This window comes from Candidatus Accumulibacter sp. ACC005, assembly GCF_907163215.1.
Lineage (GTDB): Bacteria > Pseudomonadota > Gammaproteobacteria > Burkholderiales > Rhodocyclaceae > Accumulibacter > Accumulibacter regalis.
In genome coordinates, this window is sequence record NZ_CAJQUB010000019.1 from 1 (window position 1) to 15,945 (window position 15,945).

The 15,945-nt window shown below is 63.1% G+C and carries 7 protein-coding genes; 5 read left to right on the forward strand and 2 right to left on the reverse strand.

Annotation, left to right across the window (positions count from 1 at the left end; translation table 11 throughout):
• Window positions 1–668: 668 nt before the first annotated feature.
• Window positions 669–11,927, forward strand: a complete 11,259-nt coding sequence (locus tag QZ613_RS20755) for an Ig-like domain-containing protein (RefSeq protein WP_291983891.1) — start codon at window positions 669–671, stop codon at window positions 11,925–11,927.
• A 400-nt stretch (window positions 11,928–12,327) separates the two neighbouring features.
• Complete coding sequence (locus QZ613_RS20760; protein ID WP_291983893.1) at window positions 12,328–12,747, forward strand: Hsp20 family protein; 420 nt, start codon at window positions 12,328–12,330, stop codon at window positions 12,745–12,747.
• Window positions 12,748–12,854: 107 nt separating this feature from the next.
• Here QZ613_RS20760 and QZ613_RS20765 read toward each other — a convergent pair whose 3' ends face one another.
• Window positions 12,855–13,361 (reverse strand): Hsp20/alpha crystallin family protein, encoded by a 507-nt coding sequence (locus QZ613_RS20765; RefSeq protein ID WP_291983895.1) that lies wholly within the window; start codon window positions 13,359–13,361, stop codon window positions 12,855–12,857.
• Window positions 13,362–13,880: 519 nt separating this feature from the next.
• Between QZ613_RS20765 and QZ613_RS21255 the strand changes: the two genes are divergently transcribed.
• Genes QZ613_RS21255 through QZ613_RS20775 form a run of 3 tightly spaced genes read left to right on the forward strand, consistent with a single transcriptional unit; the run spans window position 13,881 to window position 14,787 of the window.
• The gene (locus tag QZ613_RS21255) at window positions 13,881–14,006 is read left to right on the forward strand and encodes a hypothetical protein (RefSeq protein ID WP_366144482.1); all 126 of its coding nucleotides are present in this window, start codon (window positions 13,881–13,883) and stop codon (window positions 14,004–14,006) included.
• Between the two features lie 32 nt (window positions 14,007–14,038).
• Window positions 14,039–14,428, forward strand: coding sequence for a zinc-binding dehydrogenase (locus tag QZ613_RS21260; protein WP_366144483.1), 390 nt, complete (start codon window positions 14,039–14,041; stop codon window positions 14,426–14,428).
• Window positions 14,428–14,787 (forward strand): hypothetical protein, encoded by a 360-nt coding sequence (locus QZ613_RS20775; protein ID WP_291983899.1) that lies wholly within the window; start codon window positions 14,428–14,430, stop codon window positions 14,785–14,787. Before QZ613_RS21260 ends, QZ613_RS20775 begins: the two co-directional genes overlap by 1 nt.
• 198 nt (window positions 14,788–14,985) lie before the next feature.
• On the opposite strand, the gene QZ613_RS20780 is transcribed toward QZ613_RS20775, so the two are convergent.
• A complete protein-coding gene (locus QZ613_RS20780; protein WP_291983901.1) occupies window positions 14,986–15,909 on the reverse strand; it encodes a cation diffusion facilitator family transporter in 924 nt (307 codons plus the stop codon).
• Window positions 15,910–15,945: the final 36 nt, after the last annotated feature.

Genomic DNA, 15,945 nt, shown 5'->3' on the forward strand with positions numbered 1-15,945 from the left:
AGCTCGCCATCCGCGGCAACGCTTCCGGCCAGTTCGCGGCCGCCGCGCTGCAGATCCTGCAGGTCGGCGGCAACTTGCAGAGGATGACCCTGCGCATCGGCGCCAACCTTGGCAGTGACGCGGTCCTCGGGGGAACGGGCAGCGCTGCCGACACCTTCGGCCCCGGCACGCTGGCACGCGTGCGCGTCAGCGGCGACATCGACGACAGCCTGATCGTCGTCGGCCTCGACCCACGCAACGGCACCTACTTCGACGGCGACGACCAGCAGGTCGGCAGCCCGATTAACCGCGTTCAGGAACTGCTGGTCGGCGGGCAGCTGACCGGCAATACCCGCATCGTCGTCCCGGCCTTCCCGGCCAGTGTGCGCATTAACGGCGCTGTCGTCAGCCCGAACAGCCTCAGCCAGCTCGCCAGCTCGCCGCCCGACCTGACCGCGCCGACCCTCGTCGCCGGTCTGCTCAACGACAGCGGCGATTCGGCGGGCGACGGCCTCACGCGCGACCCGAGCATCGCCGGCCAGGCCAGCGATGCCGGTGGCGTGGCCCGCCTACTGGCGGCGCTCGACCCCGGTACGACACCGACGCTGGTCGACCTGAGCAGCGCGCTGCAGGCCGACGGCAGTTTCCTTCTCACCCCGGCGCTGCTTGACGGCCTCGCTGGCGGCACGTTGGCCGACGGCAGCCACAGTGTACGCCTGTTGGCCGAGGATGCCGCCGGCAACGCGTCAGCGCCGACCGACGTCGCCTTCACGCTCGACCGCAGCGCACCGCTGCTCAGCCTGGAACTCGATCCGGCCTTTGACACCGGCCAGCCCGGTGACCGGCAGACGACCGCCACGCCAGTCGATCTGCTGGCCAGCAGCGAAGCGGGCACGCGCGTCGAACTGCTCGACTCGCTCGGCCAGACACTGGCCGATACCGTCGCCGACGCCGCCGGCAAGGTGCGTTTTGCCGGCCTCGCCCTGCTGCTCGGCGAAAACGCCTTCAGCGCCCGCGCCACCGATCGCGCCGGCAACAGCCGCCTGGCGGACCTGACGCTCACCCGTACCGGCGCCGACACCAGCGGTCCGCTCGTGACGTTGCAACTGGCCAACGATAGCGGCGCCAGCGCGAACGACGGAGTGACCAATGACGCCGCGATCAGCGGAACGGTCAGCGACGAAAGCGCGATCGCCTCGCTGCGCGCCGGCTTCGGCAGCGACCCAGCCGGCTTCACGAGCATTCTTGATAGTCTGCAGAGCGACGGCAGCTTCGCCCTCGATTCCGCGCGCCTGGCCACCCTCAACGGCGGAGCACTGCCCGACGGGGCGTACACCCTGCGGGTGATCGCCGGCGACAGCGTCGGCAACCCCTCGCCGATCAGCGAACTCGCCTTCACCCTCGACAGCGTCGCGCCCGCTGCGCCGGTCATCGACCTGACCGACGCCAGCGACAGCGGCTCGAGCGACAGCGACAACCTGACCAACGACACGACGCCGACGCTGTCACTCACCGGCGCGGGCGGCAGCATCCTGCGCCTGTTCCAGGACGGCACGCCGCTCGCCAGCCTGGCTGGTCCCGGCGGCGATGTCACGGTCAATCCGTTGGCCGACGGCGAGCACACGTTCAGCGCGACCGCCGAGGACCTGGCGGGCAATCTGAGCGCGGCCGGCGCGCTGCAGATCACCATCGATACAGTGCCACCCAAGGCGCCGCTGCTTGATTTGGCCACTGCCAGCGATAGCGGGGCAAGCGCGACCGACGGGATTACCAACGACACGATGCCAAGGCTGATCATCACCGCGGAGCCTGACAGCGAACTCTCGCTGTTCCGTGATGGCGCCTTGGTGGCCGAGGGGCTGCTCGGCCCGGTTGCAGCGTTCACTTCGGATCCGCTCATCGATGGCCGCTACCACTTCACCGCCAGCGCAAGCGACGCCGCCGGCAACGTTGGCTCGGCCGGTGAATTGCAGATCACCGTTGACACCGTGGCACCGGCCGTTAATGTGCAACTGGCCAACGATAGCGGCGTATCGGCTGAGGACAGGATCACTTCCGATCCGACGATCGCCGGCTTCGTCGACGAGACCGGCTTGCTGGCAAGCTTGCGCGCCGGCTTCGGCAACGACCCGGCGGGTTTCACGAGCATCATCAATGCGCTGCAGGCCGATGGCCGCTTCACGCTGGATGCCGCGCGGCTGGCGACGATCAACGGCGGCGCGCTGCCCGACGGTGAGCACACGCTGCGCCTGCTCGCGTCCGACCTGGCGGGCAATACGTCGACGATCGGCGAACTCGCGTTCACTCTCGACACCGCCGCACCCGTCCTGGCCAGCATAGGCCTCGATCCCGCCTCCGACACTGGCGCGCTCGGCGACCTGGAAACCAGCGCCAGCGTGGCGACGCTGCTCGGGCTGAGCGAAGCGGGCATCGGCGTCAACCTCGGCGGCCAGCGAACGACCGCCGACGCCAATGGCGCCTTCAGCTTCGTCGACCAGCCGCTGGCGTTGGGTGAGAACGCCTTTACGATTATCCTCCACGACGCCGCCGGCAACAGCGCTCAATCGACGCTGAGCGTTATCCGCGTCGAACCGCCAATCGACGACCACACCGCACCGACGCTGGCCGCCGGGCTCCTGATGGACAGCGGCCGCAGCAACAGCGACGGCATCACCTCCGATCCGACGATCGCTGGCGTGGCCACCGACGACACGGCCGTCACGGTGCTACGGGTCGGCTTCGGAACCGACCCGGCGACTTTCGTGGACGTGCTCGACAGCGTGCAGGTCGATGGCAGTTTCACGCTCGATGCGCCGCGACTGGCGCTGATCAACGGCGGAGCGCTACCCGACGGGAGCTACACGCTTCGCCTGCGCGCAGAGGATGCAGTCGGCAACATCGCCACCAGCGGCGTGACGTTTGCGCTCGACACGCAGGCGCCGACGGCGCCAGGTTTTTGGCTCTCCCTCGCCTCTGACACTGGCGTCGTCGGCGACGGCGACACCGAAGCCGCGCGCGTGACGCTGGTCGGCAGCGCCGAAGCCAACACCGATCTGCTGCTGCTCGAAACCGGCGCCAATGGTGTCGCCAGCAACAGCGGCAGCTTCTTCCTGCCCGACGTCGCTCTCGCCCTCGGTGACAACACACTGACGCTGCGATCGATTGATGCTGCCGGCAACGCCGCGCAGACTAGTCTGCTGGTGCACCGCAGAGCCACGCAGAGCAGCGGCGACGCCGTGCTGCAGTGGAACGACATCGCCCTGGCGGCAATCCAGCTCGACGCCAGTACGCCGCCGGTGGCCACTCGCGGTCTGGCAATGCTCAGCATCGCCGTTCTCGATACGGTCAGCGCCTTCGAAGGCACGCCTGGCTATTACGTCAGCCGCAGCGCGCCGGCCGGCGCGTCGCTCGAAGCGGCGATCGCCGCCGCCGCCGAGCGCTTGCTTTCTTACCTCTACCCGGCACAACAGACGAACTTCGCCGCCGCCTTCGCCGCCGCGCTTGCCGGCATTCCCGATGGCGTGGCGAAGACCGACGCCGTCGCGCTCGGACGCTCGATCGCCGACGACGTCATCACCCTGCGCCGCGGCGACGGCTTCGACAATTTCGTCGACTTCAACGGCGGCACGCTTCCCGGCCAGTGGCAGGCCACCGCTCCGATGTACGCGGTCGCCCTGCTGCCACAGTGGGCGACGCTGCAGCCCTTTGCCATGAGCAGCCCGAGCGCCTTCCGCCCGGCGCCGCCGCCGGCGCTCGATTCGGCGACCTATACCGCCGACTTCGCCGAGGTCAAAGCGCTGGGCAGCGCCACCAACAACACGCGCAGCGCCGAACAAACCGAGAGCGCACTCTTCTGGGCCGACGGCGCCGGCACCGCGACGCCACCCGGGCACTGGAACCGGATCGCCGCGACGCTGGCCACCGCCAGTGGCAACAGCCTGGCCGCCAACGCGCGCCTGTTCGCCCAGCTCAACGTCGCGCTCGCCGATGCGACGATTACCGCCTGGGACGCCAAGTACCACTACAGCGCCTGGCGGCCGATCACCGCCATCCGCGCCGCCGACGTCGACGGCAACGACGCCACCACGGCCGAAGCACAATGGACGCCGCTGCTGATCAACCCGCCGTTCCCCGAGTACGTTTCCGGGCATTCGACCTACAGCGGCGCAGCCGACGCCATCCTCACCAGTGCCTTCGGCCAGAACGCCGCGTTCACCATCGGTTCGGACGGGCTCCCCGGCGTTCAGCGCAGCTATGCCAACATCCACGACGCTGCCGAGGAAGCGGGGCGCAGCCGCATCTACGGCGGCATCCACTTCGAGTACGGCAACCAGGCCGGCCTGGCGGCTGGCCGCGCGCTGGGCCAACAGGTCCTCGATGTCTTTGGTGCCGGCGCCGATACGCAGGCGCCGCGCTTGCTGCTCGACCAGGCCGAAGGGCTGGTTACCGCCAGCAACATCGAAATCAGTGGGCGCGTGCTCGATGCGCTGTCCGGCGTCGTGACGCTGGAAGGCGCGCTGGACGCCGACAGCCCGGTTTCGATCGTCTTCGACGGCGAAGGACGCTTCACTGTGGGAACGGCGTTCGCCCTCGACGGTTCGACGGACGGCTTGCACACCTTGACGCTGACCGCGACCGACGCGCGCGGCAACCGCAGCGCGCCGCTCACGCTCGACTTCACGCTCGATACCCGAGCGCCGGCGATCGGCGTGACGAGCATCGCCGATGGCGACGCTCTGAGCGCTGCCTCCAGGCTCGCCGGGAGCGCCGATCCGACGGGCTCGCCGCTGATCCGGCTCACCTACGCCTTTGACGGCGGCCAGCCGATGCCGGTGCCGTTCGACGCCGCGACCGGGCAGTTCGATACGGCCTTCGAGCTTGCGAAACTGGCTACGGGTGCGCATGCGCTGACCCTCGAGGCAAGCGACGCCGCGGGCAACCGGGCGGTGAGCACGCTGAACCTGACGCTGCCCGAACTGATCCCGCTGACGATCACCCGCGTGACGCCGAGCAGCGGCGCCGATGACGTCGGCGCGACCTTCCGGCCGCAGGTCTTCTTCTCGAGGCCGGTGGACGTGACGACTCTAAACAGCAGCAACTTCTACGCCACCGACACGACTGGCGCCAGGCTCGCCGCGACGATCGTCCCCGCCGCCGACGGGAGCTTCGCCTGGCTGTTCCTGCAGAACCCGATGCCTGGCGCATCGACGATCAGCGTCCACGTCGTTGGCGATACCATCCGCGCAGCCAACGGCGGCCAGGCGCTCGACGCCGACGGCGATGGCACGGCCGGCGGCAGCTTCGTGTACCGCTTCACGACGGTCAGCGTCACGCCGATCGCCGGGACGACGATCACCGGCCGGCTGCTTGATCCGGGCGACGACCTGAAGCCGATGACCTTCGACGACATCCGCTCCGGTGCCGACGGCGTGCTGCACACGGCGGATGACGTCTTCCTCAATCCCATTGCCGGTGCCAAGGTCTACATCCTCGGACTGGAAGGCAACGTCGTCTACACCGACGCCGACGGTTTCTTCCACCTCGACCAGGTGCCGGCCGGCAACGTCAAGCTGGCAATCGACGGACGCACGGCAAGCAACGCCCCCAGCGGGGCTTTCTACCCCGAGATGGTGCTCGATCTGACGATCGAGGTTGGCTACGACAACACCGTCATGGGCAGCATGGGTACACGTGAGACGATGGCGGCCAACGAGGAGCGCCAGGAGGTCTACCTGCCGCGCTTGCAGACGTCGATCCTGCAGACGGTGAGCGACAGCACGACCACCGAGGTCGGCGTCGATGCGGCTTCGGCACCGAATCTGACCGCCGAGCAGCGCGCGCAGCTCAAGCTCGAAGTGCAACCGGGAACGCTGATCGATGCCGACGGCAATGTGATGAGCGCTGGCCAGGTGGGGATCAGCACCGTGCCGCCCGAACTGGTGCGCGACATGCTGCCTTCGGGGGTGCTGCAGCATACCTTCGACATCACGATCCAGGCGCCGGGAGTGGCGGCGTTTGCGACACCGCTGGAGATCACCTTCCCGAATGTGTTCAATGCGGCGCCGGGGACAAAGTTGAACTTCCTGTCGTTCGATCACACAACTGGGAGGCTCGTGATCGAGGGGACAGCAACGGTATCGGCGGATGGGAAGTCGGTGACGACCGATCCGGGGCAAGGGATTACGAAGCCGGGGTGGCATGGGGTGACACCGCTGGGCACACAGAATCATACGGACCCTCGCGACGATGACGGTGAGGGCGTCACAGACCGAGACGGCAAGGACAACGATGGTTGGGACGACGACGGAATTGACGATGACGGAATTGACGATGACGGAATTGACGATGACGGTATTGACGATGACGGAATTGACGATGACGGGATTGACGATGACGGCATCGATGATGACGGAATTGACGACGACGGGCTGGACGACGACGGGCTGGACGACGACGGGCTGGACGACGACGGACTAGACGACGACGGACTAGACGACGACGGACTAGACGACTACACCGGGTTGCCCGATGCAGATGGCTTTGACAATGATGGGCTAGACGATGACGGCCTTGACGACGACGGTTTGGACGATGACGGCCTTGACGACGACGGTTTGGACGATGACGGTTTGGACGACGACGGTTTGGACGACGACGGTTTGGACGACGATGGGCTGGACGACGATGGGCTGGACGACGACGGGCTTGACGACGATGGGCTGGACGACGATGGGCTTGACGACGACGGGCTGGACGACGATGGGCTGGACGACGATTACTACGACGACAGCGACGACGAGCCCGACCTGTATGAGGCCGGACTGACTATCGGCGGAAGTTGGATACCTCTCGAACTCTCTGCCAAGGTAAACTTTGCATCGTTCTCATTCTATGGCTTGCCTAGTGCTTGGCATTGGGAGTTTACGGTTCCTGCAAAACCATTTCCATTTGATACAACAATACGGACTTTCAGATTTCTAATCCCCGAATGGTCCCATTGGAAGCCATACATAGATATGGATGTTGCGACGTTCGACGCGAAACTCGGTGCGATAGCGTACGGCCACGTGGGTGGCCAGATCAAGATAAAAGGATTAGACCCATCGCGTACAGGCACAGTCAAAGCACAGTTTAAGGGCGATGCTTTCCTCGGAGCACAAATAAAGATTACTAAGGGATGGCTGACCAGCTTGCCTTTTGGTGTCGGGAACTTCTTGGGACAACCACTTGACATAAGGTCGCCTTACGCGACTCACATTGACTTGAAGACACCCGAGGTTAGGCTGCCGCTGAGCAAACCCTCCCAAACAGATGTGACCCTATCAATCGGCCTTCTTTTTGATGCTCTCGGCGGAACACACTCCAAGGAGGTCGGAATCCATTTTGTGGTGCGACCTGTTAGGACGGAACGGGTTCGGTCAATTAACGGATCAACATCTCTTGCAGAGTTGGCACACGACTTCTCATCCGTTATCAGCAAGCAAAAAGATTACACGATGGCGAATTCAGCCTCCGCAGCTTCTATTGATACACTCCCCGACGAGGACCTTGTCTATTTTTCAAACAGTCGTGGCATCAGTACCGACGCACGCGTCTACTATCGTTACCTGCTCGAAAACGGCTCGGAACTGGCCGGAATTTCCGATGCCAAAGGCAAAATTTCAGTTTTTCTTCCGGAATTTCAAAAGTATAATCTCTACCTGTACCGCGCTTCAGAAAATCGTACGGCCGTAGTCTCCGGCACCACGGGGATGAGCGGCTCAGTGCACGAGCAGCAGGTCTTACTGAGCATGCGCGGCGGTCCGGATGCCGATCGTGACAGCATCCCTGACCTTGGCGAGTTCGTCATAGGATCAGATTCCTATTGCAGCGACACTGACAATGATGGACTGAGCGACGCGGCGGAAATCGCACAAGGATCGGATCCACTTGGCGGCCGACCTTTCGCCAACGGCACCATCGCCACGATGCAACTTGCCGGCCCAATAAAGGAAATCATCCTCGAGGGGGCAGTGCAAAGCGTCGCCAGCCAAACTGCATTCGTAGCAACAGGGGGGCACGGCTTGGCAATCGTCAATGCCTCAAGTTTCCAAAACCCAGTCATATTGAGTCAACTTGACCTCCCAGGCGACGCGGTCGACGTGTCAGTCGATTCCCGCCTCGGCATTGCCGCCGTCGCGACGACGACCGGCCTGCAAATGGTCGACGTCTCCGACCGGCTCGCGCCGAAGCTCACAGGGACGATCAATGTCCCAGCGGCCCAAGTCGAAGTGATCGACGGCATCGCCTACGTCGCCGCCATCAACGGTCTGGAGTCGTACAGCCTCCAGACCGGCGAGCTTCTGCAGGTCCTGACGTTGAGCAGCAGCGATATCACCGGACTCGCTCGCGAAGGCCGGACCCTCTACGCACTCGACGCCACTAGCGTGTTGCGTGCTGTCGACATCGCCGGTCTAGGGATGCAGGCGCGGGGCTCCCTCGCCCTACCCGCGGGGAGCGGCAAGCTTTTCGTCGGCAATGGCATTGCCTATGTCGGCGCCGGCAACAACATCCAGGGCGGCTTCGTTACGGTGGACGTGTCGAACCCCGACGCGCTTGCGCTGCTGAGCGGCGTGGACGCCGCCAATGTGCAAGGCCACGCGATCGCTGCTAACGGTTCCGGTCTGGCCGTCGCGGTTGGTACCCTGCGCGGGCCGCGGGGTGAAGCGATCTACGGTATCGACGTGCTCGATGTCCGCGACCCGGGCAGAACCGACCAGTTCCTGACCGGCTTTACGCTGCCCGCAGCACCGAGCAGCGTCGCGATCGGTGCCGGTATCGCGTTCGTCGCGGATGGCATCGGCGGGCTGCAGGTGATCAACTACCTGCCATTCGACAACAAGGGTGTTGCGCCCACGGCAACGCTTGCCATCACCACCGCGGATGCCGATCCCAATACGCCGGGATTCCAGGCTCAGGAGGGATCGTTACTCTCGCTCATGGCCACGTTGAATGACGACCAGCAAGTGCGTAACGCCGAGTTGCTGGTCGACGGCACGGTGATTTTCAACGATGTCTCGTTCCCGTGGGATATGAGCGCGGCGCTACCGACGATCGCTGCGGGGACCTCAGTGGTCACGCTGCAGGCGCGCGCCACCGACACCGGCGGCAACACGGTGCTGTCCGACCCGCTGGTGGTGGAACTCGTCGCCGATACGTTCCCGCCGAGGATCATCGCCAGCAACGTCGACGACGGCACACGCCACGGCCTCAACTTCCGGACAGTTCGCCTGCTCTTCTCTGAGGCGCTGGACCCCACCACGGTTAACGTCGACAACCTCCGCCTGCTGGACGCCGCCGATCAGGCGATCGTACCGATCGACGCGGGGTTGAGCGCCAACGGGCGATCGGTCATCGTGACGATGCCGACGCTAGGGCTCGGCGACTATCGCATGGTCATTGATGGTGACAAGGTCGCCGACCGTGCGGGGAATACCTTCGGCACAGCGGGCCAGATCGTCAGCAGCTTTCAGGTGGTCGAGGCGACCATCGAGTGGACCAACCCGGCCGGCGGCGATTGGAATGACCCGTCCAATTGGGAGGGCGGACGCCTTCCGACGGCTACGGATGTGGTCCTGATCACTGCAGATCCCAACTCGACGATCACATTGAACAACGGATCGGTGCATATTGAGACGCTTACGACGTTCAACCCGCTTGTGATCAATGGTGGAACATTGCGGATCGGTGACACGCTGCTTGCACACGAATTGATCACTCTCGCGGGCGGGACCATCACCGGGGGAACGATAAGCGCCGATGCGGGCGCTGGACTGGAGGTGATGACTGCCGGCAGAGGCCAGCTGAGCGGGGTGACGTTGAAAACGGATGTGACGGTCAACGACCGCGCATTGCTAACCGTGCAGAACGGATTAACGCTCGCCGACGGTCACAAGGTGAACCTGAACGGTACCTCGGGGCACACCGTCCTGAGCTTCGAGGGCGACTCGCAGACACTGGGCGGCGACGGGGAAATCGTGTTCGCGGGGCCATTCATTGACGTCGTCAGTGCGAATCTGAACGCGAGCCAGGCGCTGACGATTGGTTCTGGGGTCACGGTACATACGAGCGCCGCGGGCGGCCAGTACAGCTTCATCGAGGCGAACTCGACGGTAATCAATCAGGGCACGATCGCCGCGGACGCGGCTGGAAGCAGAGTAAACGTGACCGGCAACGGCTTGACCAACAACGGCACCCTTGCGGTGAGCAACGGAGGAACGCTCAATCTCGCCGGCACCCATAGTACGGACCAGTTCGGCACACTACGGAACGACGGCGGCACCATCGTGCTGAGCGGCACTCTGGAGAACACTGGCGCGATTCTGGACCTTAATGCAGTAACCGGCGTTCTCACTCTCGCGGGCGGGACCATCACCGGGGGAACGATAAGCGCCAATGCGGGCGCTGGACTGGAGGTGATGACTGCCGGCAGAGGCCAGCTGAGCGGGGTGACGTTGAAAACGGATGTGACGGTCAACGACCGCGCATTGCTAACCGTGCAGAACGGATTAACGCTCGCCGACGGTCACAAGGTGAACCTGAACGGTACCTCGGGGCACACCGTCCTGAGCTTCGAGGGCGACTCGCAGACACTGGGCGGCGACGGGGAAATCGTGTTCGCGGGGCCATTCATTGACGTCGTCAGTGCGAATCTGAACGCGAGCCAGACGCTGACGATTGGTTCTGGGGTCACGGTACATACGAGCGCCGCGGGCGGCCAGTACAGCTTCATCGAGGCGAACTCGACGGTAATCAATCAGGGCACGATCGCCGCGGACGCGGCTGGAAGCAGAGTAAACGTGACCGGCAACGGCTTGACCAACAACGGCACCCTTGCGGTGAGCAACGGAGGAACGCTCAATCTCGCCGGCACCCATAGTACGGACCAGTTCGGCACACTACGGAACGACGGCGGCACCATCGTGCTGAGCGGCACTCTGGAGAACACTGGCGCGATTCTGGACCTTAATGCAGTAACCGGCGTTCTCACTCTCGCGGGCGGGACCATCACCGGGGGAACGATAAGCGCCAATGCGGGCGCTGGACTGGAGGTGATGACTGCCGGCAGAGGCCAGCTGAGCGGGGTGACGTTGAAAACGGATGTGACGGTCAACGACCGCGCATTGCTAACCGTGCAGAACGGATTAACGCTCGCCGACGGTCACAAGGTGAACCTGAACGGTACCTCGGGGCACACCGTCCTGAGCTTCGAGGGCGACTCGCAGACACTGGGCGGCGACGGGGAAATCGTGTTCGCGGGGCCATTCATTGACGTCGTCAGTGCGAATCTGAACGCGAGCCAGGCGCTGACGATAAGTTCCGGAATCACCGTGCACAGCGGTGCGGGTGGCTACAACGGCACGATCGAGGCAAATTCGGCGATTATCAATGAGGGCACGATCAGCGCCGATGCAGCAGGGAAATCTATTAGTATTACCGGTGCTGGTGTGACTAATAGTGGACGGATCGAGGCTGCCGCAGGCACGATCAGTGTGTCAGCGGCAAGCTTCCGCAATGACGGAATTTTCTCTGTCCTTTCCGGGGCCACTGCTACGGTATCCACTATCGTTAATTCCGGCACAATCGACGTCCAGGCGGGCAGTTTATTCAATGTCACGAACAGCTTCATTAACAACATCAACGGGTCCGTTCAGATTGGCATCGCCGGTTCTGAGACAAGCGCGTTCGGTCGGCTCAGTGTTTCTGGCGAGCTATACCTGGATGGTACGATCAAGCTGTGGCTTGCCGGGAACTACGTGCCGCCGCTGGGAGAGGCATTCCGAGTGATGACGTATGGCTCCAGGATCGGCAATTTTTCCGTGCTCCAAGATCTAGACGCAGGTGACGGCGTTACCTACCACGCAGTGTACAACCCGACCGATCTCAGCCTGCTGGTTGTACCCGGTTGATCTTGGCTGGCAGCCTGTTCGGGGGAAGTGGGAGCAGCCTTGCACACAACAAATTGGACCCCGTTTCTGGGGGCCGCCAAACATTGAGGTTACTTCGTCGCCAATACGGTGCTTCGGGCCGGGATCAGCGAACGCAAGAAATAGCGAAAGCGGACATTCAAAACGGGTGCGCTGGTCGAAGAACCCCGTCCTTGCGAACGGCGGCTATGGCCGAGTTGCTGTCCGTGTGTAGCCGCGTCGGATGACTGCTCGAAGCTGAAAGCGGCCGCCACCAATTGCCTGAAGCTGGTGTTTTCAGCCTTGCCTGCCAGGTCGATCTGGGGCTCTTTTCTTGCAATAACCATTGCAACGTATAGGATAAAGTGGTGCCGGGAACCCCCGGTTCTTCAGGGAGAAGGAAATGGCCAACATCACTCGCTTTGACTCTGACGACACCTTCGACGATCTCTTTCGCGGCTTCTGGATGCGTCCGGTTCGCGCTGGCGGACAACAGGACATCCAGATCAAGCTCGATGTCAAGGAAGACGACAAGGCTTACACCGTGCATGCCGAAATACCGGGTGTCAACAAGGAGGATATTCACGTCGCCATTGACGGCGGCCAGGTGTCGATCAGCGCCGAAACCAAGAAAGAAAAAGAGGTCAAAGAGGGCACCAAAGTGCTGCGCAGCGAACGCTATTACGGCAAGGTTTCGCGTTCATTTGCATTGGGACAGGATGTCGACGAGAGCAAGTCGGAAGCGCACTACAAGGACGGTGTTCTCGAGTTGTCGTTGCCCAAGAAGACCGTTTCTACGACTCGGAAACTGACCATCACGTAGGCGTTGAACGCGACAGCTATCGCCAGCGACGGATCAAGCGGGCGGGACTCATCAAGACATCTGTCCGGTGAGCCCTCCCGGTAAATGCCCTACCGTTGCGGCCTCGCTCAGGCGACTTTGATGGTGTGAACTTTCGCCGTGCCGGGCTCCGCTTTGATCAACTCGATCCTCAGGACGCCCCCTTCGTAGGTCGCTTTCGAGGCGTCAGCCAGTACTCGAACCGGCAGGGGCACGACGCGGCGGAAACTGCCATAGGCACACTGCAGCATTCGATAGCGGCCTTCGGTCGTTTCCCGCTCGAAGTGCTTCTCGCCGGAAACGACCAGAACGTCGTCCCGAATTTCGACCTTCATCGCCTGCTTGTCCATGCCTGGCACTTCCAGACGTACCACCAAGCGTTTGTCGTCCTCGAACATATTGCTCCCCAGCATCGCCCAGCCACGAGTTGGCAAGTAGTAGGCGTCATCGACCTCGGTCTGCGCCGGCAAGCTTGTATTCTCCCCTGAGGTGAAGTGGGTAATGGCTCCGGAGGCAGAGTGGGTGAGATGTCGCCAGCCTTCGGCCAAGTTCTGCCACAGAGAGCCGACGCCCTCCTTTATGGATTCCATACTCATGGTTGACCTCCATGTCTGGCGCGTTTGAAGTGCTTGAAAAGAGGAGTGCCGCGGCCGCAGATGCGTATCCTCCGGTATATCCAGCGCGACGGCGTAGGTGTCTTCGATGACCTCCGTGGGCGGATCAGGGCCGCGTCGCTTCAATGGTCAGTTTATGGCAGCGCTCGCGGTTTTCAAGTCCCTACTGACAAAATAGCGTCTGTCGTCATGTTGAAGGAACAACCGATGGCGATCAGGTGGAACGAGGCGCTGGCGGCGCCTACGATGATGACTTGAACGGCGAGCACCAAGCAACCGCGTGGGCGCCTTCAACCTCGGCAGGAGCGCGCGCGATGAGAGTTTTCCAAATTAAGGACGATTGGGGCATGGACCACCTGCAGTTGGCCAGTCGGCGCGATCCGCAGCCCGGACCGGGGCAGGTGTTGCTGCGGATAAAGGCGGCTTCGTTGAACTACCGCGACCTGGTCGTACCGAATCGCGGCTACGGGTCGTTTACCGGGAACACTGCCGCTGATTCCGATTTCCGACGGTGTCGGCGAAGTCGTCGAGGTCGGTGCGGGGGTGAGCCGGGTGCGCGTCGGCAATCGGGCATGCACTGCTTCTACCAGGGCTGGCTGGCCGGCGCCCCCGACCTCGAGCGTCTGACACAGACGCTTGGCGGGCCGGCCGACGGGATGATGGCCGATCTCGTCTGCCTACCGGAAAGCGGCGTCGTCAAGGTGCCCGCTCATCTCGCCGACGAGCAGGCGGCGACGCTGCCCTGGGCGGCGCTTACGGCGTGGAGCGCGGTCGTCACCTACGACACGCTCGACCCCGGATCGCGCGTACTGGTGCAGGGAACCGGCGGTGTGGCGCTGTTTGCACTGCAGTTCGCGAAGCTGCTCGGCGCGCACGTGACGATCATTTCGTCGAGCGATGCGAAGCTGACACGCGCGCAAGCCCTCGGCGCGGATGCCGGAATCAATTACCTGACGACGCCGGAATGGGCCAGGTCGGAGCGAGTGGTCGTTGGCCAGCCGCGGCTGACCCTGGCCTGCGGGATCGGCGATTGTCTAAGGAGAATTTGATGCCCCGCGCTGCTCAGCCACACTCCCTGCACATCTCCTATCCCGAGGATCTGCACGCCAGGACCGTGCAGCTTCTGGATACGCTCGAGCATGCCGAAGACCCGACGGTGCACCGCGCTGCGCTAGGCGATCTGGTGGTGGAACTGACCAACAGCGGCATGGACTACTGCTTTCTCAAGCCACTCCTGCTGGCCAAGGTCGGCTTCGTCGTACAGCAATCGGCCAATCTCGGGGTAGCCGGCGCCACCCGAATCATGGCGCCAATGATCCGCAACATCATAGCGCGGCTGGATCGGCGCCAGTTATTGGTCGTTGCCGACTATATCCGGCGCCTGATGGGTACGCGGCGTCCTCGCTAGCAGCCTTACATGGGGTCATCAGCTCACGCAACGGAAAAGTCGCACGCTAAAGGGGCGCGGCGAGTGGGCGTAGGATGGCCGCGGTCGGCAGCCGGCCAGGAAGAGACATCGTGTCACCAAAAAACCAGGGCGCTCGAACGGCGGATTACTGATCAGTAACGAGCCGCTTCTCTTTACCAACCGCTGGCCCTGGCCTGGTCAGAACCTCGGACGATCAAGCTCTTGATCAATCATTGACACGGGGTCTTCCAAGGGTTCCAAATGGGTCGTGACGTGAGCGCGTGGCAAGAAGTGATGGATCTCAACCTCGATGCGCTCCGCCCAAGTGTGGCCTTCGTGTACCGTCCAGTTCCCCGGTACCAGGACGTGCAAGACAACGAAGGTACGACTGCCTGACTGGCGGGTGCGCAGGGCGTGGAAATCCAATCCCTGCTCGCGATACCCCGCCAACAGCGCTTCGATCTGCTCAATTTTTTCCATCGGTAGCGAGACGTCCATCAGACCGGCGGCCGAACGTCGCATCAGCTGCAAACCGGTCCAGACAATGTTCACCGCAACCAGCAGGGCGATGACCGGATCGAGCCAAAGCCAGCCGGTCAGCCAGACCAGGCCGACGCCGGCAATGACACCCACCGAGGTCCACACATCGGTCATCAGGTGATGCGCATCGGCTTCCAGAGTGATCGAATTGTGCTCTCGGCCCACCGTCATCAAGATTCTCGCGGTCGCCAGATTGATCACGGAGGCGACCACAGAAACTAGTAACCCGATCCCCACATCTTCGAGCGACTGGGGATTCATCAGGCGAACGATAGCCGCATATCCGATGCTGACGGCCGCCAACAGGATCAGGCAACCCTCGAAAGCGCTGGAGAAATATTCAGCCTTGCTGTAGCCGTAGGCGTGATTGTCGTCCGCGGGACGCGCCGCCAGAGTCAGCATCCAGAGCGCCATCAAGGCCCCTGCGAGGTTCACGAATGACTCCATGGCATCAGACAATAGCCCGACCGAACCGGTCAACCACCACGCCAGGCCTTTCAGCAGAATGGTGGCAATCGCCGCCGCGATGGACAGCCAGGCGTAGCGTGTCAACGACGGGGGAAGTGTGGCAGCGCTTTCCATTACTCGGGTTCCTTCACGATGATGTTGGCCAGCAGG